The sequence below is a fragment of the Bradyrhizobium sp. CB1717 genome (genome assembly GCF_029714325.1).
GTDB lineage: Bacteria > Pseudomonadota > Alphaproteobacteria > Rhizobiales > Xanthobacteraceae > Bradyrhizobium.
The window spans coordinates 5653552-5679370 of record NZ_CP121666.1 but is presented as its reverse complement, the minus strand read 5'-3'; the positions used below and the strand labels follow the sequence as shown (position 1 = coordinate 5679370).

The 25819-nt window shown below is 61.4% G+C and carries 27 protein-coding genes; 15 read left to right on the top strand and 12 right to left on the bottom strand.

Annotated features, from left to right (window positions below):
• Positions 1-482 precede the first annotated feature (482 nt).
• The 3 genes from QA649_RS27125 to QA649_RS27115 are packed head-to-tail and all read right to left on the bottom strand — an operon-like array spanning position 483 to position 2012.
• Positions 483-905, bottom strand: a complete 423-nt coding sequence (locus QA649_RS27125) for an MTH938/NDUFAF3 family protein (protein WP_283019871.1) — start codon at positions 903-905, stop codon at positions 483-485.
• A gap of 6 nt (positions 906-911) precedes the next feature.
• Complete coding sequence (amrS, locus tag QA649_RS27120) at positions 912-1709, bottom strand: AmmeMemoRadiSam system radical SAM enzyme (RefSeq protein WP_283026106.1); 798 nt, start codon at positions 1707-1709, stop codon at positions 912-914.
• A 54-nt stretch (positions 1710-1763) separates the two neighbouring features.
• Positions 1764-2012: a hypothetical protein gene (locus QA649_RS27115; protein ID WP_283019870.1), complete on the bottom strand. Its 249-nt coding sequence runs from the start codon at positions 2010-2012 to the stop codon at positions 1764-1766.
• A 479-nt stretch (positions 2013-2491) separates the two neighbouring features.
• On the opposite strand from QA649_RS27115, the gene QA649_RS27110 reads away from it, so the two are divergent.
• Positions 2492-3361 (top strand): NAD(P)-dependent oxidoreductase, encoded by an 870-nt coding sequence (locus tag QA649_RS27110; protein ID WP_283026105.1) that lies wholly within the window; start codon positions 2492-2494, stop codon positions 3359-3361.
• A gap of 337 nt (positions 3362-3698) precedes the next feature.
• On the opposite strand, the gene QA649_RS27105 is transcribed toward QA649_RS27110, so the two are convergent.
• The 3 genes from QA649_RS27105 to QA649_RS27095 form a co-directional block, all read right to left on the bottom strand.
• Positions 3699-4982: a S41 family peptidase gene (locus QA649_RS27105; protein ID WP_283019869.1), complete on the bottom strand. Its 1284-nt coding sequence runs from the start codon at positions 4980-4982 to the stop codon at positions 3699-3701.
• A gap of 185 nt (positions 4983-5167) precedes the next feature.
• The gene (locus QA649_RS27100; RefSeq protein ID WP_283019868.1) at positions 5168-6337 is read right to left on the bottom strand and encodes a saccharopine dehydrogenase NADP-binding domain-containing protein; all 1170 of its coding nucleotides are present in this window, start codon (positions 6335-6337) and stop codon (positions 5168-5170) included.
• A 421-nt stretch (positions 6338-6758) separates the two neighbouring features.
• The gene (locus QA649_RS27095; RefSeq protein WP_283019867.1) at positions 6759-6884 is read right to left on the bottom strand and encodes a hypothetical protein; all 126 of its coding nucleotides are present in this window, start codon (positions 6882-6884) and stop codon (positions 6759-6761) included.
• Positions 6885-6896: 12 nt separating this feature from the next.
• Between QA649_RS27095 and QA649_RS27090 the strand changes: the two genes are divergently transcribed.
• The 5 genes from QA649_RS27090 (at position 6897) to QA649_RS27070 (ending at position 10533) form a co-directional block, all read left to right on the top strand.
• Positions 6897-7280, top strand: a complete 384-nt coding sequence (locus QA649_RS27090; RefSeq protein WP_283019866.1) for an SPW repeat protein — start codon at positions 6897-6899, stop codon at positions 7278-7280.
• 930 nt (positions 7281-8210) lie between these two features.
• Positions 8211-8432 (top strand): hypothetical protein, encoded by a 222-nt coding sequence (locus QA649_RS27085; RefSeq protein WP_283019865.1) that lies wholly within the window; start codon positions 8211-8213, stop codon positions 8430-8432.
• An 11-nt stretch (positions 8433-8443) separates the two neighbouring features.
• Complete coding sequence (locus QA649_RS27080; protein WP_283019864.1) at positions 8444-8866, top strand: hypothetical protein; 423 nt, start codon at positions 8444-8446, stop codon at positions 8864-8866.
• A gap of 8 nt (positions 8867-8874) precedes the next feature.
• Entirely contained in the window at positions 8875-9429 is a 555-nt protein-coding gene (locus QA649_RS27075; RefSeq protein WP_283019863.1) for a thioredoxin family protein, read from the top strand.
• A gap of 243 nt (positions 9430-9672) precedes the next feature.
• On the top strand, positions 9673-10533 hold the full coding sequence (locus tag QA649_RS27070; RefSeq protein ID WP_283019862.1) for an aldo/keto reductase: 861 nt from the start codon (positions 9673-9675) through the stop codon (positions 10531-10533).
• 301 nt (positions 10534-10834) lie between these two features.
• Here the strand turns inward: QA649_RS27070 and QA649_RS27065 are convergent, their stop codons facing one another.
• From QA649_RS27065 to QA649_RS27045, 5 genes are all read right to left on the bottom strand, one after another.
• A complete protein-coding gene (locus tag QA649_RS27065) occupies positions 10835-11677 on the bottom strand; it encodes a DUF1194 domain-containing protein (RefSeq protein ID WP_283019861.1) in 843 nt (280 codons plus the stop codon).
• Positions 11678-12342: 665 nt separating this feature from the next.
• Positions 12343-13218, bottom strand: a complete 876-nt coding sequence (locus QA649_RS27060) for a hypothetical protein (protein WP_283019860.1) — start codon at positions 13216-13218, stop codon at positions 12343-12345.
• Positions 13219-13325: 107 nt separating this feature from the next.
• Positions 13326-13853 carry a hypothetical protein gene (locus QA649_RS27055; protein WP_283019859.1) on the bottom strand — a complete coding sequence of 176 codons (528 nt, stop codon included), beginning with the start codon at positions 13851-13853 and terminating at the stop codon, positions 13326-13328.
• Between the two features lie 50 nt (positions 13854-13903).
• Entirely contained in the window at positions 13904-14665 is a 762-nt protein-coding gene (locus tag QA649_RS27050) for a hypothetical protein (RefSeq protein ID WP_283019858.1), read from the bottom strand.
• Between the two features lie 455 nt (positions 14666-15120).
• Positions 15121-15891: an alpha/beta hydrolase gene (locus tag QA649_RS27045; RefSeq protein WP_283019857.1), complete on the bottom strand. Its 771-nt coding sequence runs from the start codon at positions 15889-15891 to the stop codon at positions 15121-15123.
• Positions 15892-16103: 212 nt separating this feature from the next.
• Here QA649_RS27045 and QA649_RS27040 point away from each other — a divergent pair, with 212 nt between their 5' ends.
• The 8 genes from QA649_RS27040 (at position 16104) to QA649_RS27005 (ending at position 24479) form a co-directional block, all read left to right on the top strand.
• A complete protein-coding gene (locus QA649_RS27040) occupies positions 16104-17066 on the top strand; it encodes an AraC family transcriptional regulator (RefSeq protein ID WP_283019856.1) in 963 nt (320 codons plus the stop codon).
• A gap of 251 nt (positions 17067-17317) precedes the next feature.
• A complete protein-coding gene (locus tag QA649_RS27035; RefSeq protein WP_283019855.1) occupies positions 17318-17614 on the top strand; it encodes a hypothetical protein in 297 nt (98 codons plus the stop codon).
• 294 nt (positions 17615-17908) lie between these two features.
• Positions 17909-20167, top strand: a complete 2259-nt coding sequence (locus QA649_RS27030; RefSeq protein WP_283019854.1) for a hypothetical protein — start codon at positions 17909-17911, stop codon at positions 20165-20167.
• Between the two features lie 171 nt (positions 20168-20338).
• Complete coding sequence (locus tag QA649_RS27025) at positions 20339-21598, top strand: serine hydrolase (protein WP_283019853.1); 1260 nt, start codon at positions 20339-20341, stop codon at positions 21596-21598.
• Between the two features lie 192 nt (positions 21599-21790).
• Positions 21791-22672 (top strand): AraC family transcriptional regulator, encoded by an 882-nt coding sequence (locus QA649_RS27020; protein WP_283019852.1) that lies wholly within the window; start codon positions 21791-21793, stop codon positions 22670-22672.
• Between the two features lie 159 nt (positions 22673-22831).
• Positions 22832-23494: an SRPBCC family protein gene (locus tag QA649_RS27015; RefSeq protein ID WP_283019851.1), complete on the top strand. Its 663-nt coding sequence runs from the start codon at positions 22832-22834 to the stop codon at positions 23492-23494.
• Positions 23494-23856 (top strand): metalloregulator ArsR/SmtB family transcription factor, encoded by a 363-nt coding sequence (locus QA649_RS27010; RefSeq protein ID WP_283019850.1) that lies wholly within the window; start codon positions 23494-23496, stop codon positions 23854-23856. The genes QA649_RS27015 and QA649_RS27010 overlap by 1 nt, the downstream gene beginning before the upstream one ends.
• 173 nt (positions 23857-24029) lie before the next feature.
• Positions 24030-24479 (top strand): GNAT family N-acetyltransferase, encoded by a 450-nt coding sequence (locus QA649_RS27005; RefSeq protein ID WP_283019849.1) that lies wholly within the window; start codon positions 24030-24032, stop codon positions 24477-24479.
• A 112-nt stretch (positions 24480-24591) separates the two neighbouring features.
• Here QA649_RS27005 and QA649_RS27000 read toward each other — a convergent pair whose 3' ends face one another.
• On the bottom strand, positions 24592-25092 hold the full coding sequence (locus QA649_RS27000) for a peptide deformylase (RefSeq protein ID WP_283019848.1): 501 nt from the start codon (positions 25090-25092) through the stop codon (positions 24592-24594).
• Positions 25093-25170: 78 nt separating this feature from the next.
• On the opposite strand from QA649_RS27000, the gene QA649_RS26995 reads away from it, so the two are divergent.
• Complete coding sequence (locus tag QA649_RS26995; protein WP_283019847.1) at positions 25171-25755, top strand: TetR/AcrR family transcriptional regulator; 585 nt, start codon at positions 25171-25173, stop codon at positions 25753-25755.
• The last annotated feature ends 64 nt before the right edge of the window (positions 25756-25819 follow it).

Sequence of the window (25819 nt, the reverse complement as noted above, 5' to 3'; positions counted from 1 at the left end):
GGGCTATTCAGTTGATTGACTCCGATAGGTAGCGGAATCGCCAGTATTCCGAGCGGCACAAATTATTCTGTGAATTCAAGACCGAAAGATACGGCGGGTATACCGTCGGGATTTGTCCGTCAGACTTGAAGATTTGTGCTTGTAGATCAACGACGGAACGTCGTCCTAAATGATTGAGTGGGAGTAGGGCGGCCGGCTGCTATCGCGCAGTTTGGCGTAGTTTTGGTGAGGCTGTTCTCACTTTCTCTCATATCCGAGCGCGGACCCGAGTTGTGACCTCCACTTAACCCCGATCGGTGTCTGAATTCCACCGCGTCCACGACCCAGAGTATTGTGGCGCATTACAGCGTACAGAGTAGCCGGAGCCTGTGAGGCGACGCCTCAGTTTGAGGGATCGGCAGTAATTGGCGCAAAGCGGACATTCAGCCAGAGTCGCAAGCCCGAGATGGGCCACGGACATACACTCAATGCTGCCCTAACTTTCAACAAGTCACGTGAAAGAGTCCGATTCTCTTTTCGTGCGAGCGGTTGAACGTCCGGATGGCGTCGGGTGTCGGCTCTAACACGACCTCGCAGCCCTTTCTTTCGAAATAGGCTTCAGCTTCCGGCGATAGGTGCACGTTGCCCATCTGACCCGAGCCAATGACGACCTGGTCGCACCCTTTCTCGAAGAGAAACTTTGCCTCGTCTTCTGAAAGCACGTGCGAGGTACCATAAAGCCTCTTTGATAGCTTCTTTTTCCGCTTCACGACTTCGCCGGAAAGGCGAACGACCACGTCGTGCTCATACGTTTTTCCGTCAATCGTAATCGCGCCGAATATGGTGCTGTCAATCTTCATCGTGACCTCCTCATCAGACTCCCGCTCCAACAGGGCGACAGTGAGGCGGCCCAATGTCGGCGTCATCCGCGCTCAGGAGCGTTGCAGTTTGCCGATCCGGATCGGCACGCGCCGGCGCCCCCAGTTGCCCGGACGTGCGTCAAACAGGCCGGGGATCGCGGTGAAGCAAATGCCGCAGCGGCCGTCGCCGGTGAGCCGCCAAGTGATGATGTCATACCGGTCTCGGCCGATGACCCGCTCACCACAGCCTGGACAGTACGTGCTTTCGCCCATCTCGTCATGGACATTCCCGGTGTAGACGAAGTGCAGCCCAACCTTGCGCGCGATATCGTGAGCCGTCGTCAGGGTGGAAGCCGGTGTATGGGGCAGATCCAGCATCTTGTAGTCAGGGTGGAAGGCGGTGAAATGCAAGGGCACGTCAGGTCCTAGCCTTGCCATGACCCATTCGCTCAGCTTTTTCACCTCCTCCGGGCTGTCATTGTGACCCGGGATTAGGAGCGTCGTGATCTCGAACCAGACCTTCGTCCTGTACTTCAGATACTCGAGCGTCTCGAGCACGGCGCCGAGATGGCCGGTGCACAGGCGGTTGTAGAACTCCTCGGTGAACGCCTTGAGGTCGACATTGGCGGCGTCCATGAAAGTGTAAAGCTCCTCTCGCGCCGCCGCGTCAATGTAGCCCGCTGTGACCACGACGTTCTTGATCCCGCGGCCGCGCGCCACCTTTGCAACGTCCACGGCATACTCGAGGAAGATGACTGGGTCATTATAGGTGTAGGCGATGGAGCGCGAGCCCGTGGCAATTGCGGCCTCGACAACATCTTCCCGCGAGGCTGCGTCCTGGAGCCGGTCGAGCTCTCGCGCTTTGGAGATGTCCCAGTTCTGGCAGAACTTGCACGTCAGATTGCACCCGGCGGTACCGAAGGACTACACGGGAGTTCCGGGCAGATAGTGGTTCAGTGGCTTCTTCTCTATTGGATCGACACAGAATCCCGAGGAGCGGCCGTAGGTCGTGAGCACGATCCGGTCATCCTGCCGGCCACGCACGAAACATAAGCCACGCTGACCTTCGTTGAGCCTGCAGTGGCGCGGGCAGACATCGCACTGGATACGCCCGTCTTCGAGCCGGTGCCAGTAGCGGCCAGGAACGCCTTCCAAACGCTCGGGTTCGATCATAGAATCTGTCGCCTGGGCTCGCTGGATAAACCTCAGCCTCTTTGCTAACGGGCGTGGGAGAATTTCCGCCGGCCGGCCCACTGAGGGGCACGAACGCCCGCAGGTGTCGACTGAGCTTATTCCTGATAGGTGCAGATGGTAGCCGAACCGTGGACAATCTCGGCCGCTGAGTTCCAGGAGAGTTCCCAACGCTGCAGCATTGTTGCGGGCGACGCCCACGCTGTGCCGGCTCCTTCGTCTTGACGTTCAATCGTGACTAATAGCGGGCAGTGGCTTCTGCAGGCCTTCGAAGGTCCCGAAAGAGGGAAAACTTGCGGGGAGGGCCGCTTTGGCGGAAAGCGGACGTCTGACGAACGCGCGAGTTCAGCTAAGAGGACCCCAGGTAAGGTGTGCGAGCATTGGGATGTCTATCGACACTTGCCATACCGGAGTATACATGCCGCCGACGGCAGCCGATCATGGGCGGCCTAGAGGCTCTGATGTCATCTCTCAAAGGCAAGACGCTGTTTATCTCGGGTGCGAGCCGCGGCATTGGGCTTGCGATCGCGCTGCGCGCAGCTCGCGACGGCGCCAGCGTTGCGATCGCCGCGAAGACCGCTGAGCCGCATCCGAAGCTGAAGGGGACCATCTTTACCGCCGCCGACGAAGTGCGCGCGGCCGGCGGCAAGGCGCTGCCAGTCATCTGCGATATTCGCGACGAAGCCCAGGTGATCGGGGCTGTTGACAAGACCGTCGCCGAATTCGGTGGCATCGATATCTGCGTCAACAACGCCAGCGCCATTAGCCTGACCAACTCTCAGGCAACCGATATGAAGCGGTTCGACCTGATGATGGACATCAACACCCGCGGCACTTTCATGGTGTCGAAATACTGCATCCCGCATCTGAAGAGGGCGGAAAACCCGCACATCCTTATGCTGTCACCGCCGCTCGACATACAGGCGAAATGGTTCGAGCGCTCCACCGCCTATACCATGGCGAAGTTCGGCATGAGCATGTGCGTGCTGGGACTGTCGGCCGAGCTGAAGAGCGCTGGCGTCGCGGTCAACGCGCTGTGGCCGCGCACGACGATCGCTACCGCCGCGGTCGGCAATCTCCTTGGGGGCGATGCCATGATGCGCGCGAGCCGTACGCCGGAGATCATGGGAGATGCGGCTTATGTGATCCTCACGAAGCCGTCGCGCGAGTTCACCGGGCAGTTCTGCATCGATGACAAGCTGCTCTATGCCAGCGGAGTGCGTGACTTCGAGCGCTATCGCGTGGATCCCTCTGTCCCGCTGGCGCTGGACTTCTTTGTGCCCGACGACGACGTGCCGCCGCCTGGGGTTGCGGTAGCGCCCCCGCGCTAGCGCGCCGCGTTTGCCCAATGCATCGACCTCAGCCGGGGATCCGGAAATCCCGACCGGCGTAAGTTCGCCTGGTCCCTCGTTTTGATCGGTCCGATCCGTGCTTATCCTGGCAATGACCTGTATTGCGAACCGGGCAGGCCATTCTCTTATGGCAGCCCTTGGCGGGCGCAAACTGGACATTCGGCTGGCCCCGAACGTCTCACAGGGGCCACGAGCGGTACTAACTCTAGCCTGGCTGCCGTTGGAGCGAATGCTCTAGCAAGAAACGCAGCATTTCACTTGTGGCGTCCGGTCCTCGCGGATCAGGGTCAGAGCTGGCAGGTTTGCCTCCCGAGGATCAGGCCACGGATAGGACTGCGATTGCACGATTGAGTTGAGGATCACCTAGACCCATGGAGGCCGGGTCAGCTTGGACCTCGATCGTGGGGGCGACGCCAACGCCTTCCAGCCGCTCGCCGTCGACCTGCACGTCCCCGACCGCGAGCAACAGCAAGCCGCCGCCAACGAGGAATGCCGTCGCAGCGAGGACAGCTCCCTCGGTCCGGCTACCGATGACCTCGCCGAGCCGATATTTCTTGAAGCCATAGGCCAGGATCTCCTTGCCGCTGCGGGTGCCACCGTTGACCAGCATGGCGACAGGCTTGCGCCACTTCACGTTCGCGAGCTCGCTGGCGCCATTGCGATCAGTGACCTGCATCGTCGGCGCTCGCGTGTTGAACAAATCAAGATACTCGGGAATCGCGCCGCCCCAGCCATCTCGCAAGTCCCAGATCAGCGCGTCGGCGTCGTTCAGCGGACTCTGCGATAGAAGATGCTCGAGCGTCCGCTGATACGCGGAGCCAGCGTAGCACCAGACATGAACGTAGCCGATCCGTCGGCCGTTGGCCGGTATTATACGGGCACTGGCCTTCAGGCCGTCCAAGAACATTTTGTTGGGCTCAATTTCAACCGCAGTAACCGATAGTTGCTCAAACGCGCCGGCACGACGCAGCCCCAGCATAATTTCCTTGCCGACCTTGCCACGGAATGACTGTACCGGCTGAAACGGTGCACCATCGGCGAACACGATCACATCGCCAGCGAGCAGGCCGGCTTGTTGGGCCGGCGTGCCTTCTATGACACCGGTGATCAGGCTGCGGCCTTGCATGTCGATACGCGAGAGGACGCCAATGCCGGGATAGGAGATACGGCCACTCGGAAAAACGCGTTCCAGTCCGCGCCGCCTTAACGCACCAGCAAAGATATCGGAAAGCTGGTAGTACCCTGGTTCGTACGGTGTGTAGTAGCGGGTGTGCGAAGCATGCAACTCAGACAGCATGCTATTGATGACGCCAGCCAGCGCCTCTTCGGAGCTCGCCCGCGTGGCGTCCGGCAAGTAACGTTCCCGGACCGCCGACCAATCGAGCCCGTGCAGGTGCGGATCGTAGAACCGGTCTCGCACGGTCCGCCATACCTCCTCGAACGTGGCGATGCGTGCGGGCACGGCCTGGGACGTGGCCGAATCCGCTGCTTCTTGTTGCTCGGCCCACAACACCGTTGGAGTCAGAGCTGATGCCGCGGCCATGGACGTCAGCCGCAAAAAGTGGCGGCGCGACTGTGCTGAGTTGACTACCTTCTTCATCGTGAAACCTTGCGATGGAGCTCGTCGCTGTCCCGATAATCGGACATTCTCAGAGCCCAGAGGGGACGTCTCAAACGGGCCGAAAGCGGCCATTGAACCGGATTTGAGGCCGCGGACACCAGTCCGCGCTTTCGTTGGTTACGATCCGCGTAATCCAGCACGCTGCTGCAGTTCTGAGCATTACCTCAACGCGCGCTGAAGGTGAGGCCAGCGCGCTCCGTCAGACGCTTGCGCAACGCCGGACCCATCAGCGCGCCCGGCGTCCAGATGCCGCCCTCGCCCTGCACGTCGCGCACGAGGCAGAGAGCGCTCTCGGCGATCATCTTGCTGGTCGAGCCGTAGCCCGGATCGCGGTCACCCGTGACGACCGCCTCGACGTGTCTGCCATCCGGCAGCTCGCCCAGGAAGAGGATGTCGTAGAAGCCCTTCTCGCGCTCTTCCCGAGTCGGACCGGCGCCGGGTTTGAGACCGCCGATCCGGAACAGGGAAACCATCGTAGCGAACGTGTCCGTCGTCACGCTTGCGATTTCCCCAAATCCCGGCGCGACCATCATCTCGTCGTAAACGAAGTCGGTACCGTAGGGATGACCCAACAGGAAATTCGTGCGGTGCACGTTCTTGGTGTTGATCGGCGCCATAGGGAACGGCACGAGCCACATGTTCATCCTCGGGTCGTATTCGGGGATGAGGCCCGCTGGCTGAGATGGCCCGGTGAACCCCGGCGTCAGCGCGAAGGGATCGGTCAGCAGCCGGATCAGGGCCGGGTCGCGCGCGGCGGCGGCCAAGGTCGCCTGAGCGCTCGCCGCGGTGCCGCCGGACATGCCGCCTTTCACCTTGCGCAGGCGGGCTTTGACCCGCCGCGCCGGGCGTCCGAATTTCTCGCGCGCCTTCTCCTGCAACGTGAGCACGCCCAGATCGAATGGGATGGAATCAAAGCCGCAGGAGAACACGATGCGCGCGCCGGTCCGTTTAGCCTCTTCGTGATGGTCGTCGATCATGCGCCGCATCCAGGCTGGTTCGCCGCACAGATCAACATAGGCCGTGCCGGTGGCCGCGCAGGCCGCCACAAGCTCCGGACCGTGGAGCTGATAAGGCCCGACCGTCGTGACGATCACGGCCGCACGCTCGCACATCGAACGCAGGCTGGCCGCCTCGGCGGCATCCGCCTTAACCAAAGGCAAATCGTCCGGTGCGCCGATGTCGGCACGCACCTTCTGGAGCTTGTCGGTCGAGCGTCCCGCGATCGCCCAGGACGGCGCGTCGTCGCCGCGACAGGACGTCGCCAGATATTCGGCGATGAGACGGCCGGTGTAACCCGTCGCGCCATAGACGATGAGGTCGAAGTCTCGCTTCACGATGCTGGTCCTCCTCGAGGCCCGGGAGAGCGCTGTCCCTTACGGACCGGTCTTCCGCCGGCTGGATCACGTTAGCTGCCGGGCGCATTCATTCGATCGCCTCGTCGGCGCGGGCCGAGTAACGCCTAGGAGGTGGGGATGCCAAGCCATTTTGTGCTGTCCCGGAGCCCGGCGAGGACACGAGGACCCGCAGCAAGTGCCAATCGAGGGGCAGCCGCTTTCATTGAACCGCCCCATCGCGTTGACGGAGGATACCACGGTTCCTGTCTTGGAACGCGCAACTTCTGGCTGCAGTGAGGACGCCATTTTTACCGCGGGCGAGCCACTTCCGGTTTACCTCGATAAGCGGACAGTTTTCGGGCCGGTTGGCATGTCCCAAACGGGCCAGGAAGAGACTCGTGCACTGCAACAAACTGCATCGCTATTCGATCACGTCGGCGCGGCCGAGCAGCGACAGCGGCAGGCGCGGCAGGTCCACCGCTCCCTTGCTATTATGCCGCGGGCCGCGAGGGAAACCGGCGCGGCGATCATACGGTTGATTTGGCATGGAAAACCTCCAATGGAGGGTATCATGCAGAATTGGCTAGAGAATTGGACGAACGCAAAATTTTGTGACGTCGCGAACCTGATCCTCGGCGCGTTTCTGTTTGTTTCGCCCTGGATATTCGGTTTCGATGCCGGGACGGTCTCTCAAAACGCCAATATCACCGGTATAGCCATCGCGATCCTTGCGATTGCGGCGCTGGCGGCATTCGCGGTGTGGGAGGAGTGGCTGAACCTCATCGTCGGCTTGTGGGCGTTGGTATCGCCCTGGGTATTGGGCTTCCAGGGAACCACCGCGATGACGGTGCATGTGATCATCGGCGCGGCGGTCGCGATCCTGGCAGCGATCGAGCTCTGGATGATGTCCCAGATCCCGCCGCGGCTGACCACCGGCCGCTGAGAGGCTGAGGTCGTTTGGCTCATGGCATAGCTTCGCCGTCAGCAGCAAAACCATGTCCGGGCAACACGGACGGAGTCGTTGCTTCAGGGCATAGACGGATTGACGAAACCTCGGTGTGTCGAGGGAGGCAGCCGATATGCGGCAGGCGCTCGGCTCAATCGCCGGTGGCACCTGACAAGCTACTTTTGCGAACGATTGCCTGCAGAGCGGCTCGCGTTGTGCAAGCGGTCGGATGTCCCGGTTGGGTCATTCACGACCAGGTCGCGCCAATAGCAGCCTGGCCTAAGTCAGTCATGCCGCCGAAAGCGGAAGTAGATCCAGCACTAGCGGCGCGGCGGTCGCATACACAATGGCATCTTTTGGGTCCCAAGTTCAGGTGTGCCATGCAGGGATCTGAGTACGGTCAGGGCGTGCCAAGCGACGCTGGATATCATCAGTCAGAGATTTGGAAGCGACGTAGCAAAGATCGTGGCCGACTGCACGGACTCCTTGAGCGAGCCGAAGTCGGCCTGGCGCCCGCGCAAAGAGGCCTACCTTTCGATTTTGCCAACCAAGCCGGCATCGTCGCTTCTCGTCTCCCTTGCCGGCAAGGTCGACAACGCCGAGGCCATTCTGAACGACTACCGAAGTATCGGCGACGATCTGTATGGCCGCTTCACGGGTGGCCGCGCGCCGGGACCGTTTGATACTACCGCAAGCTCAGTGAGATCTTCGATGCAGCCTTGCTTGGGGGGCACTGGCTCGGCAACTCGCGGTGACGGTTTCTCACTTTCCGGCCTGACAAAGTCAGTTCCGCATTGCTTCAGTGGCCCCTTCGGAGCCGCCCAGCTCCGGCGTTCGCGATCGAATCTTCCTCTCTTGCAACTCCGCGGCGTCGGCCGGATACTGGATCGGAGGTCCTTGGCCATCAGCATTCCGAGGAGGGCGATCATGGCAATCCAGATCGTGATGGACCGTACCGGCGACAGCCGTCACCCTTTCAATCCGAGCGACGCGAAAGAACTGGCGAGGGCGGAAAAGCGCTTCAACGAACTGACCAACGCCGGCTTCACCGCCGCGGTCCGGAGCGGCCCGGGGCAGGTCTCCCACATCCGGTCGTTCGACCCGATCGCGGAAGAAACCCTGTTCTTTCCGAGGCTGGTCGGCGGCTGATAGGCAGCGCCATGTGGCGTCTTGAGCGGTCTCGCCCAGGCGAACGCTCGCGCTTGAGAGCGATAAGGGCTCTGTTCGTCGGGCACGGCGCGGAGAGAACTCCGGAAGGCCGGTCGCTGCGGCTCTTGCGCCACTGGCTGTCGCCGGCGCAACGGGTGCAGTTCGCGGAGAAAGGCTATTTCGAGGTCGTCGGCGGCGATACCGGCAGGCAGTACAGGATCTATGCCGGCGCCGCGACGAATGTGTGCGAGATCGACGAGAACGGCCGTCCGAAGGTGGGGCTATGTTTCCTGCCACTTGGCGATCTGCCGATCGGAGACGTAATGCTCGCGCAGAAGATCGCGCTGGAGAGCTGCGAGAACGGTGCGCTCGGGGTGGCCAGAAGATTCGCTCCGACCGGTTTCTCGTTTCGGCGAAGCCGGCTTATTGGCTGAGGTGCGATATGGTGGCAACAGCTACACAAGTTGTTCTTGATACGCTGGCGCCGGAATTTCGGCTTCCGGCCACCGACGGCAAGACTTACGCACTGGACGACGTTGCGGGCAAAAAAGGCACGGTCGTCGTCTTCATCTGCAACCATTGCCCCTACGTCAAAGCGGTGATCGACCGCATGATTGCGGACGCCTGCGTGCTGATGTCGGAGGGCGTCGGCTTTGCAGCGATTTGCTCGAATGATGCTGCGAGCTACCCCGGAGACTCGTTTGAGAATATGAAGCGTTTCGCGAAGGTCCATGATTTTCCGTTTCCCTATCTTCGCGATGAGACCCAGACAGTCGCACGGGCGTATGGGGCGGTCTGTACGCCGGACTTCTTCGGTTACAATGCCGACCGCAAGCTCAAGTATCGTGGCCGGCTCGATGAAGGCCGCACAACTCCGCCTCGCGCGGGAGCGCCCCGAGAGCTTGTCGAGGCCATGCGTGCGATTGCGACCACCGGTGTGGCGCCGGCTGACCAAAAGGCGTCTATCGGCTGCTCGATCAAATGGAAGGACGCATAAGACCGAGCCGTTGTCATGGCCTCCCACCTGCGGGATCTGAAGAGCACCCGCTCTCTAGGTTGAACCGACCTCGACCGCCCGAGCGGCCGGGACCGTCCATCGTTAGGCCAATGCGCAGTCTGGTTTCCCTTGAACTGCCGACCGACTCGGCAGATGCGGCCGTAGTGGCTATGGCGTAAGCTTGAAGCGCCATTGTCATCACACCAACAGCAAACGACGCTTTCGCCTTGGAGAGGTCCAGCGATGCCCGCAAATCATGAAACGCGCCCCTTGGGTCGAACGGGCATCCGTGTGCTGCCCTTGGGCATCGGCACAAACAAGTGGCGGCGTGCCGATCGCGGGGCCGTGCTGGAAACGTACAGGATCATTCATGATGCCGGCCCATGCATGATCGATACGGCCGAGATCTATTTCTCGGAGCGCGTCGTGGGTGATTGCTTGCGCGCCGGTCCCGCCGGCGCGGTGATAGCATCGAAGTTCCTTCCCTTTCCGGGCCGAACCTCTCCGCGCCGCCTGATAAGCGCGCTTGACGGTTCGCTCGCGCGCCTGGGTCTCAAGACAATCGATCTTTACTATGTCCATTATCCGCTGCCATTGATCGATGTGCGAGTGTTCGCCAAAGGCCTCGTCGAAGCGGTGAAGTCCGGCAAGGCACGCGCGGTCGGCGTGGCAAATTTCAGTGCGGAGCAGATGCGCCGCGTGGCCGATCACCTCGGAAGGGCAGGCGTTCGGCTCGCAGCCAATCAGGTCAACTACAGCTTGGTCCGACGAGCAGCGGAAACAAATGGGGTGCTCGAAGCCTGCCGTGAGCTCGATGTGGCGCTGGTCGCGTATTTTCCCCTTGCGTCCGGCCGCCTCACGCAGCCGTCGGACGGCATGGACGCGAAAGCGCTGCTAACTTGTCTCACCGAGATTGCCCGCGCGCATGATGCCAGCATCAGCCAGGTCGCCTTGAACTGGCTGTTGGCGCGCGACAGTCACGTGATTCCCATCCCGGGCGCGACCAAGCCTGATCACGCCAGGGTCAATCTCGATGCACTGAGTTGGCGGTTGAGTGAGACTGAGTTCGACGCGATCGACCGAGCCTCAGCACATGGCGGATGATTCCGGCGCCCATCAAGACCGCTGGCCAGGGTACCCGTTCGTCCACTCCATTATTTTGGAGTAACCGATGATGTCGGCTGGCGGCGTTGTAGGCCGTGAACCCATAAACGCGTCGGGCGGACGGCTTGCCTGAGTCCGCTGTGCCCCCCGATAGCCGACGTATTGTTGCATAGCAACGAAAACGACGCGATGGGCCACGAACGGACGTTAGCACCTCCAATGCTCCGGCGCGTGGGCGGCGACCATGATACCGCTGTCTAAAGTTTGTTCGTCCGGCGGCTCTGAATGATTGTCTCGACACTCACCGCCGGCCGCGCTCCTGCGATTTTTTTTCGCCGATCAGACAGGGCACCCGGGGCTCTTTCTCGGCGGCTGGGACGATCCCGCTCTCTGGCGTGAAGCCTGCAACTTCGCGAGCAAGCTTGGTCCGGATCGCTTCCTGGAATTTTTCGCGTTCTTTGATCGTCATGATGAAGGCGCCCGGCCCTCCGATCACGCAGTCCTCGTAATAGAGATCGAGATTCTCGATATCGGTCGTCGAGAGGGATGGCTCCTTCACCATGATCGGGAGGCCGTTGATAATGATGCCTTTCTCTAGGGCAGCGTCACGCGCGCCGGTTACGGGGGCTCCGTCGTTGTTCGGCCCATCGCCGGAAATGTCGATGACGCGCCGCAACCCGCGATACGGATTCTCTTCGAACAGTCGCAGTGCGAAATTAATCGCCCCGGAAATCGAGGTACTCGAACCTCGGCGAACCGGCGTTTTCATGATCTCGGCGGCCACTGCATCCGCCGATTCCGGACCGTCGATCATGCGCCAGGGAACGATGATCTTCTCGTCGCCCGACATCGACCACTCGAAATAGGTCACGGCCACCTTGCTGCCCGGAACGGCCCTCAGCGCCTGAAGGAAGTCTTTCGAGACGATGGCCTGTGCATAGCCCTCGCGCTGAATAGCAAGCTCGTCCATATCCATCGAATAGGAGACGTCGACGGCGATAACGAGCTCGACATTGACGGGCTCTACACTGTGGTTGGTGTTGGCGAATCGAGAGTTCGGGGTCGGCGCGGCAATGCCAGCAACGTCACCTCCGACCATCGCCCCCGCAACAAGCACCGCCCCGACCGAGACACACCAGCGCATGGCGGCCCTCCCGTCCTTTCACGAGCATGGTGACACCCAAAACGCGGCCCGAAAAGCGGAAACATGCAATTGTCGTCCTCGTTCGCAGCGATCGATGCGTGCTCTGGACGAAGAGTAGAAGCCCGGAACTGCCTCGTGCTTCCGGGTCGCGCCAACCCCAAAGGCGCTGCTTGTCCGGACACCGATGAGACTTCCCAGTTTCCAATTAGCAAGATGACTGAGCAGAATCTCGACGCCCTCGTTGCCTGGTTGTGCACCATTCCGCCGATCGAATAGAGGTGAAGCCGTTGGCGCAAAGCGGACCGAGCTGTCTAGGGACGGAGTGGTCCGGTGAGCGGTGCGAGCGATCACCTCATAAGCCAACCACGGTTTTCCTGATCATGACGGTATCGGAAGCAAAGGCGCGCGAGTGTGGCGGTGGCCCTTACGGCCAAGCACTCGCGTCCACCTAGTCGATTGACTCCGATACTTGCCGAAGGAGCCATTGCTCCGAGCGGCATGAATTTTCCTGTGAATTCAAGATCAAAACGTTAGCACGGATATACCGTCGGGATTTGACCGCCAGCTTTGACGAATTGTGCTTGCAAATCAACGCGGTAACGTCGTCCTAAATGATTGAGTGGGAGTAGTGGGGACGGCAGTGGATTCTGCCAGGTGACTTGGCCCTACTGGGGAGCTCTGTCGGAGAACGCGAATGTCCAATTCTCGTCCTCTTCCCGACGGTATCGCAGATTCATGCTGACGCCCGGAAGTATCTTTTTCCACATTGCGCTGAACGTTCGATACTTTCTGGGATCGAAGTTACCTGCTTCGCCTCTTGCCGTTAAACTTAGCAGGTAGCTTCCATGATCTTGTCGTTCAACAGCGAGTTCTCGCCACGTAGTCCTGCAAAAGTCGTGGACCATTGCATCAACGTTTCCTGCTTTCTTTATAGCTGTTACTCGGCGCAGCCCACAAATCTCTCGGAGTTGCTGGAGATATACGCCTTGTCCAGCAACAAGTCGGCTCACCTTTGCTTCACTTGTTTGTAGGACCGCCCAGCTATTGCTCGCTCCTAAAACAACTCCAACCGGGTTGTCAGTATCTGAAGCGGCGGGAAAAAATATCTCAATGACGTTCTCGACAAATTGCTTCCCTCTGCATGTACCAAAGTTCTTTCCCCTAATCGCGAAAAGAATTTGCTCGCCGACTGGATCCTGGGCGTGATGAAGGAGCACCGAAACATAGTTCTGATGAATTTCAACAACGCGCTTGCCAGATTCAACTAATAGGCCACCTTGTGCGTCTCGGCCTTTTATCAATCCTGATAACATCAATCCAAGTGGCAAATAGAATTCGGAGCCATCTTTCATCTTGTGCGCAAAAGGGCGAAAATATGCAAAAGCCTTGGCAAGCTGAGATAGGCGCTCGCTGGAATCTTTGTTGGCGATACTGGCTAAGATTTGCACGGGAGTATCAATTCGTATCTTTCGATTGTACCGCTCGCTATTCCACCTGATAAAATTGCGCCAAACTCCCAAGCAAAAGGAATAGTTGATCAAGAATGACAACCTAGGGAGTCCAAGGGCGTCAATTTGAGCGGACGCAGCATACAAATCTCGATAGCCCCAATCCACCGTCTCTTTCGATTGAGATCCGATGGCAGCCTTTATCTAGGAGTTTCGTGATCGCTCGTTACCCCGAGTTTGTTCGCGACGCGATTTTTGAACCTCGTTGCCCATTGATCCATGCCTTCGAGGCCTTCCGCGCCCAGGACCTGAGCGAGCGAGTCAATCGCGGGCCAAATCCGCGAGACGGGCATGCGAGCAAAGATCATTACATTTATCATATCGGAAGGGGTCATCGTCTCGCTGTCGCGCATGGCGACAAGTAGCCTTGAAACGAGACGCGATCGGCGCTCATAAAACGTATCTTCGGTTGTCTTGAAAGCAAATATGACTTCCTTACCGACAACGCTCTTTAAGCCGATAGGATAGTTTGCTTTGTAGATACGGGCGATGTCTTCTTCGCCGCAAGAAAGAAAACCGGTAACGATGCCGTTCTTGTCGGCGTCTTGGACGGCAGGCTCTCCCCCATTCTGCAAGACGGGCGTCTTGAAGCCGGTTGGCTTTCCATCTAACAGGTAGCCAACGACGGGCAATTCGGAATATGGAAGTTTGCTTGAAGATGACTCCATTTACGGCTCACTCAGCCCAGTGCAGTAGTCAATAGAACGAGAAATCTCGATCAGCGCGTTCCAAAGGGATGATTTGTCCGATATGACCTCATCCTCATATGTTTCGTATCGTATGCCAGTTTCCTTAAAAAAAGTCTGATCTCAGGTCTATCAAGATAACCGAGTGGGATGATGATTGCCGCCACATTCGTCTTATCAACGAGCGCTGGCGCTTCTGCTTGAATCTCAATCGTAGCTGCCGGTGGATCGAATTCTGGTGTTCTTCTTGACGCCAAAACGAGTCTGGCCCATGCCGTGAGCAGGGGCTGTTCACCTGCTTCGGTCGGCCATGCACAAAACTTGGCATTGATGTAATTCTTGTTGTCGCCGAAAAAACAGGTAACAAATTTCCCGATCGCCTTAAAATCCTTGGGAATTTCTAGGAAGTCAATGATTGCGCTAACTGTATTTGTTTCCATTAGAGCAGCAAAGAATTCGGAATATCTTCCCGAAATCAGCCCACCAGTGTCGAACGGAGCGACTCTCATCAGAGAAGGCAGCCCGGCGGCGTGGTAAGCTAACGAAACCTCGTTGATAACGGAGCCGCCCGATTTGAGCGTGTACGACGGCTTTCCATAGAAAAAGAAAATACTTCCGTCTCGGTCCGCGCGCGCGGTGATCGTTCGCTGTAGGGCGATTGCTGAAAAGGCTGTGCCATTCGTGCTGTGAAAAACTCCTATGTAGGGTGCGGAGTCGATTTCATTGTTCAGAAATTTTGTAAGTGTCACCGGCAAGACCTGCGCTACTTTTGGGCGAGTAAAAATATGCAGCACCCTAGGCTTGTGTTCAACAATATTCTAGAACTATTATCTTCTTAAGCGCCGTCTCCGCTCAAACGGAGCAAATAGAGACTGCGGGAGATCGCCGTCTCCAAAACCCCCGACTGGAGACGCGGCTTTGCGCCGGCCCCGGGGCTGCGCTTTTCCCTACGGAACGGGTCGTTCCGTAGGTTTCTTAGTCTTCTTGCGCGTGAGACGACAATCGCCAACTGGTGCCAACGACGACTGTTTGGCGTAGAGCAGCCAGCTCGTAGGATGGGTGGAGCGCAGCGAAACCCATCGCACTTGCAAAACGAAATTGATGGGTATCGCTGCGCTCCACCCATCCTACGATCTGCTGGCCTTTATGCCAGTGCGCGGGCCGGATGGTCATCTCGCAAGCGACCTCCCATCTTCCTCCGGGCAAACGTGCGGCTGCTCCCGACACCGACGCGCCGGGAGCAGGTTCGTCACTTCGCGAGCGCGGCCTTTTCGATCACCTCGGCGACTTCCTTCGCATGGACGACGAGCGAGGCATGGCTGCCGGCGACTTCCGTCGTCTGCGCCTTGATCCTGGCTGCGAACGACTTCTGGGCCTCGGGCGCGATCACCTTGTCCTTGGTGCTGATGACGTAGAACGTCGGCTTGTCGTGCCAGGCCGCGATGTCGACCGGCGCTTCGAACGCAACGTGATTGAGCGGAAGCTGCGAGTTGGCGAGGTGCGTCGCGATCTCCGGAGGAAGGTCAGCCGCGACGGCCGACGGAAACACCTTGGGGTCGATGTACAGATTGCCCTTCGCGTCGGGATGGATCGCATTGCCGCCTTCGGTTGGCGGGCCGGCCTTTGCCAGCGATGCCAGGGATTCGCCGACCTCAGGCGCGAAGGCGGAGACATAGACCAGCGCTGAGACCTTGGGATCGTTGCCGGCTTGCGTGATCACCACGCCGCCCCATGAATGGCCGACGAGAACGGTCTTGCCGTCCTGCTTCGCGAGCGCCTGCTTGGTCACGTCGACGTCGGCTGTGAGCGAAGTGAGCGGATTTTCCACCAGCGTGACGTTGTAGCCTTTCTTCGAGAGAATATCGGCAACGGGCTGCCAGCTCGTCTGGTCCACGAAAGCGCCGTGCACGAGCACGATGTTGCGGGCTGCTCCCTTGGGCAGTTCGGCGGAATGGACGGAGCCGACCAATGTCGTTCCGGCCAGGAGGACGGCGGCGGCTGTGAGAAGAATATGTCGCATTGATTGTTCCTGTTGGCATGTCGGACGGAAATGAGGTCCGGGGGAATGGTCGGGCGCTTCCACTGCGGTTTCTTCCATCCGCCGCTGGCGAAATGGTTGCCGCTCGTGACGTCGGCCCGCCGCGAGATGAACTAGTCCGCGGACTTTCCGGACGATAGGGATCAATCGTCCGGATGTTGTGTCCGATCGTCCGCCGGACTAACTTCGGCGTCATGGACATCCTCGCCCAAGTGCTCGATCGCGTTCGTCTCGGCGGGACGTTGCTGTTTCATTTCGAGCTCGGCCATCCCTGGAATCTGGAGCTGCCGGCGCGCCCCTACGCGCTGTTTCACTATCTCAGCCGGGGCTCGGCGACCCTCGCGCTCGGACAGGACCAGGAAATCCAGATGACCGAGGGCGATTTCGTCGTGATCACGCGCGGCGAGCCCCATGTGTTCTATTCGGATCGCGGGGCCACGCCTTTGCAGATCATGGATATCGATCGATCGTCGTCACGTCTTGGCGTCGTTCGTCACGGCAGCCGGAGAAAGCCGTTCTCGACCATGATCTGCGGCAACTTCACCGTCTCACGGCCGCTGTTCGGCAGCGTGCTGGAGCTGCTTCCGCCCGTGCTGCTGCTGAAGCCGACGGCGGACGGCGGCTGGCTCGAGGCGATCCTGCGCCGCATGGTGAGTGAGTCCGCGCTCGAACGTCCCGGCCAGCGCGTCGCGCTTTCACGGCTGACGGAAGTGCTGTTTGTCGAGGTGCTCCGAAGCTGGATCGCCTCTCTCAGTCCCGGACAAGGCGGCTGGCTCGGGGCAATCTCGGACCCGCATATCGGACCGGCGCTCAAGCTGATCCACGAAAATCCGGAGCGGTCCTGGACGCTGAGCGAGCTCGGCCAACGCGTGGGGCTCGGCCGCTCGGTATTTTCGGCGCGCTTCACCAAGCTCGTCGGGCAGTCCATGCACCGTTACGTGATCGAACGCCGGATGGCGGAAGCGGCATTCCAGCTCGAAACCACCGATGAGCCCATCGCACGGATCGCGAGCCGGGTCGGTTACGAGACGGCGGCGGCGTTCTCAAAACTCTTTCATCGACATCATGGCCTGTCGCCCGGCCGCTACCGGACCGCTCAACGCCTCGATGGAAGCCAGGGGCAACCGCGCGATGCGGACGTGAAAGTCTCCGATTGATCGCGCGTCAATTGGCGGGCTTGGCTCCGCCGCGCTTTCATCTCGCTCTCACCCCGGTGCCCAATTTGTCGCACCCCTCGCTGTGAAATCGTTCACACACACGCTCACATCAATCATGCCACAAAATACCTGCTGTGATTGTGCGTGGCAAATCGCCACCACATCAGCTGAAATGAGCTGCACACGCCAGAACGACATGTTGAAATAGCCTCCAATCGGCCATTCGGCCGATGGAGCTATGGAGACACGCTATGGCTGACAAACTCGGACAGAGCATGGTTGGTACGTGGACCAAAACCACGGCGGCTGCGTGCGCAGACAAATATCCCGCCAGCCTCACATTCTCGACCGGCACCTACCGCGGCCTGCGCGGCGAGGGGCAGGGCATGGTGTGGTGGGATGCGGGTATCTACCGTCTCGAAGACGCCAAAACACTCGTCGTCGGGACGGCGAACGATGAGCTTGTGACCTATCACATTTCACTCGAGGCCGACCGATTTGAGTTCACGGATTCAGAGGGCTGTCTTGTGACGTACCGGCGCGCCTGAAGCGCGATGAGATTTGGATGCATCGTCATCGCGCTTTAGGTTGTTGTTTGCGCATGATCTTTCCGGAAAACCGCTTCGCACTTTGCGCTAACGCGGTCCTTCGGGTCCGGATCATGCTCTAGGATTGCGCGCCGGATTTTTTTCACGCCCGATTTTTTACGCCCTGGCCAACAAGAAACTGGCTTCAACCGCCAACGAGCCCGCTGCTCATGTCGATCGCCTCCACGTTTTCAACGAGGAGATTACGACATGTGCAATTGCTCAGAGCATGAATCGAGCGGAAGCCTTTCGAAGATGACCGCGGCTTCGGTCGCGCCGGCCATGAAGCCGCTCGTTCCCCTGTCGCGCCAGATCAGTTTTGACGACGATGCCGGCGATCATGCGGCCTCGACCGATCTGCAGCCGATTCCGCCGTTCAGGCTCTGCAGGCTCGACTTCCGCGAAGGCTGCTACCAGATCAATTTCAGGCCGACGGCGAGCCTGGTGTCCTTCGAAGGCACGCTGCGCGTCGATCGCTCTGCGCCCGACGGCGGCGCGGACCATCTGATCGTCAGCGGCGATCTCTACTCGCGCCTGCCGGTGATCAAGCCGCCGATCCCGCCGATCCCGCCGTTACCGCCGATCCCGTCGATCCCGATCCCGCCGGTGCCGCCTGTGGGTAACAAGGACGAAGATGAAGCAGCGGCGGCCTCGGGGCTGACGAGCCTCGCCGGTTCGCTCAGCGCGGTCGACGAACCCGTCATTCCTTCTCCGATCCTGAAGCCGAGAATCCCCATATTTCCCCGCGCGCGCTATCATTCCTATCTCAGGGTGACCAGCGTGTCCGCGCCGGTTGCGGTCCCGGTGCCGAAGAAGTGCGAGCTCACGATCGTCGCCGAGCAGTTCAATTATACGCAGCCGCCGGCCGGCCAGTTCAAGGGAACGTTCCCGTCGACGCCGTCGCGCACCGTGACGATGAAGCTTTCAAAGATGCCGGCGCCGTTTCCGTTCTCCCTGACCGGCGGGCCGTTCTACCAGGGCCGGCTGTTCGAGGGCGGCGTGGACAAGGGCAGCATCACGCTCGCCTGGGTGTCGAAGTTCTTCCGCCGCTGCACGCTGGAGATCGACACGCTGGCCGGCGCCGTGCGGCCCGCACCCGTGCCAGATGGGGCGGGCGGCACGGAGTTCTTCGACACGGTCTTTGCGAAGACCGGCTGGCAGCTGACGGTCGTGCAGGACCAGCAAAACGTCCCGGTGCCGGCAGGCGTGGTGCCGACCAATTGCTGGAGCTCGGCGGATCTGCACGCGCTGATGACGAGCGTGCGCAATCCCGCGACCAATCTCGACAGCGAATGGCGCGTGCACATGATCGTCGTGCCCGCCAAGCTCGGCTGCTCGCGCGGCATCATGTACGATACGATCGGCGTGCCCCGCGAAGGCTGCGCCAGCTTCTCCGACGACGGCTATCCGGTCTCGGACTCCTCGAACTTTGGCCTTGCCGCCAACAAGAAGCAGCGCGACGTGCCGCGTGCGTTCCTGCGCAGCGCGACCCACGAGCTGACGCACACGCTGAACCAGATCCATCAGGAGCAGGAGACGGCGGCCGACAACTCGATCATGACCACGACGCCGAGCGTCGCGGACGTGCTCGGCGGTCCCGCGACCGGTGCGCCGGGCGTGTTCCCCGATCAGATCAAGCTCGCGCACAACACCAACGTCCGGCATCATCTCAACCACATGCCCGATCCCGTCATCCGTCCGGGCGGATGGCCGTTCGCAAGCTGGTTCCCGACCGGCGCGCCGCAAGCCGCCGACCGGCACGATTTCGAACCTTCCGAGCTGGCGCTGACGGTGACGGCCGCAACCGACCGCGTCGCGCTCGGCCAGCCGCTGGACCTGACCTGGACGATGACGAACACCAGCGGCGTGTCGCTGCGCGCGCCGAACGACGTCAGCATCGAGGCCTTGTTCGCTGCGATCACCGTCACCGACGGGGAAGGGCACGAGCGCCCCGTGCGGCCCTTCGTGATCCTGTGCGAGCACGCGAAGGTGGCCGAGCTCGAGCCCGGCAAGAGCGTGACGGCCTCGGCGAAGGTGTTTTGGAGCACGTCCGGTTTCGCGTTCGAGAAGCCGGGCCGCTACCGCGTCGAGGTCGCCGTATCGTGGTCGGCCCAGGGCGTGATGGTGGGCGTGCAGTCGGGCATCGAATTGTTCGTCGATTATCCGACCAGTTCAGCCGACAACCATTCGGCCAATCTCGTGCTGCATCCCGAGGTCGGCAAATGGGTGGCGCTCGGCGGCGATGCCTATCATCTCGGTGAAGCGTGCCGGCGGCTGCAGGCCCTGAGCCAGACCGAGGCGCCCGCAGCGATGGACGCCGGTGACGGGGCGCCCACGCCAAGCGTGCTCGCCGGCTTTGCCGACCTGCTGCCCGACCGTGCCAAGCTCGCGAGGTTACGCCCCGAGCTCACTGCCGATGCCGGCGGCCGCGCGCCACGCGGACCGGCGCGAGCATCGGCTCCCGGACGCAAACGTGCGACGAAGGCCAAGAAGCGCACGGGGCGACGAGGGTAGGGCGGATCGCCCAACCTGGTGAGACCATTGGCGCTTGAATGACGGCCGCACCTGCGACGAAGTCGTTGCAGGTGTGGCGCCTTGTTGCGCACGTGCCCAGCGCTTGCGTCGGATGTGCGCCATACCCGTCCATGCTACGACATCTGCATCGTTCCTCCGGAGCCAGTGTTGATGTCCGTCCAGCCCACCGCCGCCCACTCGACTGCCACCGCGACCGAGACCGATCCCGAAGCCCTCGGCTGGATGCGCGGCTTTCCGCCGGCACCGGAGCGGACGATCACTTTCCAGAATGGCTCGTTCCGCAGCTTCCCCGAACTGCGCTGGGCCTGGAGCAATGTGCGCCAGCTGGTGCCGACCGTGAATGTCTGGCGTGGGGCAGGGCCCGCATCGGTGTTGCCGCGCGAGGACCATGACATCGGCGCCGTCGCTTCGACGACGATGGACGGCCGCCCCATGACCTTCGCAAACATGCTGGAGGAGACCTACACCGACGGCATCGCGGTGCTGCATCGGGGCAGGCTGATCTATGAGCGCTACTTTGGCGCCTTGAAGCCGCACAAGCCGCATATCGCGATGTCGGTGACGAAGTCGTTCACCGGCGTGCTCGCGGGCATGCTGGTCACGGAAGGCAAGATCGATCCGCAGGCGCCGGTCACGGACTATGTACCGGAGCTGAAGGCCGGCGCGTTCGGCGATGCGCGCGTGCACGAGGTCATGGATATGACCACAGGGCTCGAATACACGGAAGTCTACACCGACAAGAACTCGCACGTCTGGGGCCTCAGGCGCGCCAACGGCATGGCGCCGATCCCGCCCGGTTATGACGGCCCGACCAATATTTTCGATTTCCTCGTCGCGCAGAAGAAGCAGGGCGAGCACGGCAAGGCCTTCGCCTACAAGACCGTCAACACCGACGTGCTCGCCTGGATCATCCGGCGCGCCAGCGGCATGACGCTGGCCGATCTGCTCTCCGAGCGCATCTGGCAGCCGATGGGCGCGGAGGAGGACGCGCATTATCACGTCGACCGCATCGGCACCGAGAGCGGCGGTGGCGGCCTGTCCACCAGCTTGCGCGATCTCGCCCGCTTCGGCGAGACCATGCGCAATCACGGCCGCTTCAACGGCCGCCAGATCGTGCCGCCACAAGTGGTCGAGGACATCGCCCGCGGCGGCGATCCCGAAAAGTTCAAGCCGGCCGGCTACACCACGCTGCCGGGGGCCTCCTACCGCAATCAATGGTGGGTCACGCACAATGAGCACGGCGCCTACATGGCGCGCGGCGTCTACGGCCAGGGTATCTATGTCGATCCCAGGGCCGAAATGGTGATCGCGCGCTACGCCTCGCACCCCGTCGCCGGCAACGCCGCCAACGATCCCGTGACGCTGCCGGCCTACATGGCGCTGGCGAAGCAACTCATGGCGGGCGGGTAGGCGCCTCCTGGTAGCCCGGATGGAGCGAAGCGTAATCCGGGACAGACCAACGCATCGCGCGCAACTGCCTGTGTGGTAAGAATCCCGGATTGCGCTTCGCTCCATCCGGGCTACGGGGCTGCCAAACCGCAAGATCGGTCGAGCGCGTCACGGCCGTCTGCGGCTAACTGCAGCCGCCACGGAGGAGGGACCATGAAGGCGGCGCTGCAGAACTATCAGGCCCGGATGCGGCGGGTGCTGGAGCATATCGACCGGCATCTCGACGATGATCTGGACCTGGAACGCTTGAGCGCTGTTGCAGCCTTCTCGAAATTCCATTTCCACCGGCAGTTCACAGCGACCTTCGGTCTATCAGTGCATCGCTACGTCCAGCTCGCCCGCATGAAGCGCGCGTCGCGTCAGCTGGCCTACAGTGACGCCCTTGATGTCACCGACATCGCGATGGATGCCGGCTACGACGCACCGGACGCCTTCGCCCGCGCCTTTCGGCAACGGTTCGGGCAATCTCCGTCGTCGTTCCGGAAATCGCCGGACTGGGAACCGTGGCTTGCGGCCTTCGGGCCTCTCGATATCGCCAGGAGCAAGCTCATGCAGAAGACGTTTACCAGCGACGACGTGACCATCCGCGATGTGCCCACCACGAAGGTGGCGATCATGGAGCATCGGGGCGACCCGGCGACGCTGCCGACCACCATCCAGCGCTTCATCGCCTGGCGCAGGAAAGCCGGCCTGCACCCCAGCACGAGCCCGACCTTCAATGTCTGGCGCTCCGAGCGGCGTCCGTCGACGCCCGCCGATTACAGCGTGGACCTCTGCGTCGGCACCGACCAGCCGATCGCGGCCAATGGCGAAAGGATCAAGGCCGGCGAGATCCCCGGCGGCCGCTGCGCCGTGCTGCGCGTCGTCGGCTACACCGACAATCTGGAGCCCGCCGCGCTCTACCTCTATCGCGACTGGCTTCCCGCCAGCGGCGAGGAGGCCCGCGACTTCCCGATCTATTGCCAGCGGCTGAGCTTCTTTCCGGAGGTGCCGGAGCATGAGACGGTCGCGGAGCTGTTCTTGCCGCTGAAATAGCGCGCTCGGACAGGCGCCTCACTCATACGCCTCCTGCCAGTGCGGGTAGGTGGTTTTGCCTCGCGAGGCGGATTGACGCAGCCAGTCCTAATATAAGTATTGACTTATATTAGATGAGGCCGATATTCATCCTCGCACAAAACGATGAGGAGCAACGCTATGGAGATCGACGTCGCCAGGGTCCTGGGGCTTGTCACGCGTTCGGTGAAGAATTTCGAGAAGGATGGAAAAGCGGCCAGTACGGTGACGCTGGCGCGGCTCTACGACACGAGCGTCGACGATCTCTGGGAGGCGGTCACCAGCCCGCAGCGCATTCCGCGCTGGTTCCTGCCGGTCGAGGGCGACCTCCAGCTCGGCGGACGCTACCAGCTCAAGGGCAACGCGGGCGGCACCATCACGGCCTGCACGCCGCCGACCCATTTCGCAGCGACATGGGAATTCGCCGGCGCGGTCAGCTGGATCGACGTCAAGCTCGCAGCAGAACGGAGCCAGGCGCGTTTGACGCTTGAGCACACCGCGATCATCGAGGATCATTGGAATCAATTCGGTCCGGGTGCGGTGGGCATCGGCTGGGACCTCGCACTTGCGGGACTCGAGCGATATGTTGCGACCGGAGCTACGGTCGATCACGAGACGGCCGAGGCATGGATGGGTTCGCCTGAGGGCAAGGACTTCATGACGATGAGCGGCGAATATTGGCGTGCGGCGCACGTCGCAAGCGGGGTGGACCCGGCTTCGGCCAAGGAGCGGTCAGATCGCACCATCGCGTTCTATCGCGGCGAGATGCCGCCCGACGTCGCACATCCGGGCACGGGAAGCTGATGCACGTGTTCGAAGTCCTTGCCGATCCCGTGCGCCGTCGCATCCTCGAGCTGCTTGCGCCCGGGGAGATGGCGTCCGGTGAGGTCGTCGAGGTGATCGGAGCAGAGTTCGGAATCACCCAGGCCGCCGTCTCGCAGCACCTCAAGGTGCTGCGAGAGAGCGGCTTCGCAACGGTTCGGGCGGAGGCGCAACGGCGCCTCTATTCGGTAGATGTCGCGGGGCTTCAGGCGGTGGACGCGTGGATCGGCCGGTTCAGGACATTCTGGGAGCCGAAGCTCGACGCGCTGGCAACCGAGATCGCGCGCGGCAAACGGGAGCGCCGCAACGCGCCGATCACCAAGCGGAGAGGGAAGAGGGCGTGAGATTGTAGGGCTCGTCAGGCGGATTAGCCGAAGGCGTGATCCGCCGCTTCTCATCGTACCGTGCTGATAGATGGCGGATTGCGCTCCGCTGATCCGCCCTACGGTCGCGCTTGAGCTCACCCGCCCTACGATTCGATGGTATCCTGCAAAACCATGATCCGCGGTGCCGCCACATGACCGAAGCCATCGTCCGCGCAGCAGCGGAGCAGGAACTGTCCGAGCTGCTGAACCTTTACCGGCACCTCCATCTGCACGATCCGCAATTGGAGCCCGCGGCCGCCGAGCGCGTCTGGTCGACATTGCTGACATCGGGCTTCATGACCGTGATCGTGGCGCAGGCGGGAAAGCAGCTCGTATCCTCTTGCACACTCGCGATCGTGCCCAACCTGTCGCGGGGCGGTCGATCCTATGGGGTGATCGAGAATGTCGTCACGCACGCCGACTACCGCCAGCAGGGGCTCGGCCGACGGGTCCTCGCTCATGCGCTCGATCTTGCCTGGCGGGAGGATTGCTACAAGGTCCTGCTGGCGACGGGGTCGCAGCGGAAGGCTACCCTGCGCTTCTATGAGGGCGCGGGCTTCGTGCGCGGCGGCAAGACCTATTTCGAAGTGCGCCGGCCCTAGCGCGTAGGGTGGATTAGCCCGCGGCTGCGCGAAGTGCAGTCCGGCGGCGTAATCCACCATTCTCTCGTTACGTCGTGCTCAAACTGGTGGATTGCGCTGCCGCCAATCCACCCTACGAACCCCGCGACAACTTCTCGAACTTCTTCACCAGCCGCTCCCGCTTCAGCCGCGACAGCCGTTGGATCCAGAATAGGCCGTCGAGCTGGTCGATCTCGTGCTGATGGCAGACGGCGCGCAGGGCCTCCGACTCCTCGGTCTGCAGATTGCCGTCGAGATCCCAGTAGTTGATCTGCACGCGGGCGTGGCGCTGCACCTCGTCGTTGACGCCGGGCATCGAGACGCTGCCCTCGCGGTGCATGATCATCTCGGCCGAAGCCCATGTGATTTCGGGATTGACGTAGGTCCGCGCGCCGTCCTTCGCGTCGAGCTCGAGCACCACGACGCGCAAGGGCACGCCGACATGCGGCGCCGTGATGCCGATGCCGGGCGCGGCGCGCATGGTGTCCAGCAGGTCCGCAGCAAGCTCGCGCAAGCCGTCGTCGAAGGCGGTGACGGGGCGGGCCGGCATTGCGAGACGGCGGTCGGGGTAGCGCACGATCGGACGAATGGTCATGGAAGGCTCCTACCACTCACGGATGGTTGAAGCACCCCATTCTTGACGTCCTACCAACTGGAAGGTAGTTAATCCGCCATGACCAACGTTTCCTCGACCGCCGATGACATCTTGGCCTGCGCGCGCAGCCTGATCATCGCGGGCGGCTATAACGGCTTCAGCTATGCCGACATTGCTGACGTCGTCGGCATCCGCAAGCCGAGCATCCACCACCATTTCGCCAGCAAGGTCGATCTGGTCCGCACCCTCGTGTCGCGTTACCGCGAAGAAGCGGAGGCGGGACTGGCTGCCCTCGAGCGCAATGTCCCTGATCCGCGTGAACAGCTCAAAAGTTACGTCGGGTATTGGGAAGCGTGCATCACCGATGCGACGGCGCCATTCTGCGTCTGCGCGCTGCTCGCCAGCGAGCTTCCGATCCTGCCGGAGGAGGTGGCGCTCGAAGTCCGTGCGCATTTTCGCGCGCTGGCGTCGTGGCTGACGTCGGTGATGGAGCGCGGCAAGCGGAAGGGGCGGCTTCACCTCTCGAGCTCAGCCAAGGTCGAAGCTGAAGGATTCATGGCAACCATTCACGGTGCGATGCTGTCGGCGCGCGCGTATGGCGATCCCAAAATGTTCGGCGTGATCACGGGCCCGCTGCTGGACCGGCTGTCCACCAGGCACTGAAGACATCGGCGAGACGACAACGACACGCCCGCAGGCGAGCTGGGGGCGGGGTGATTTGCTGCGT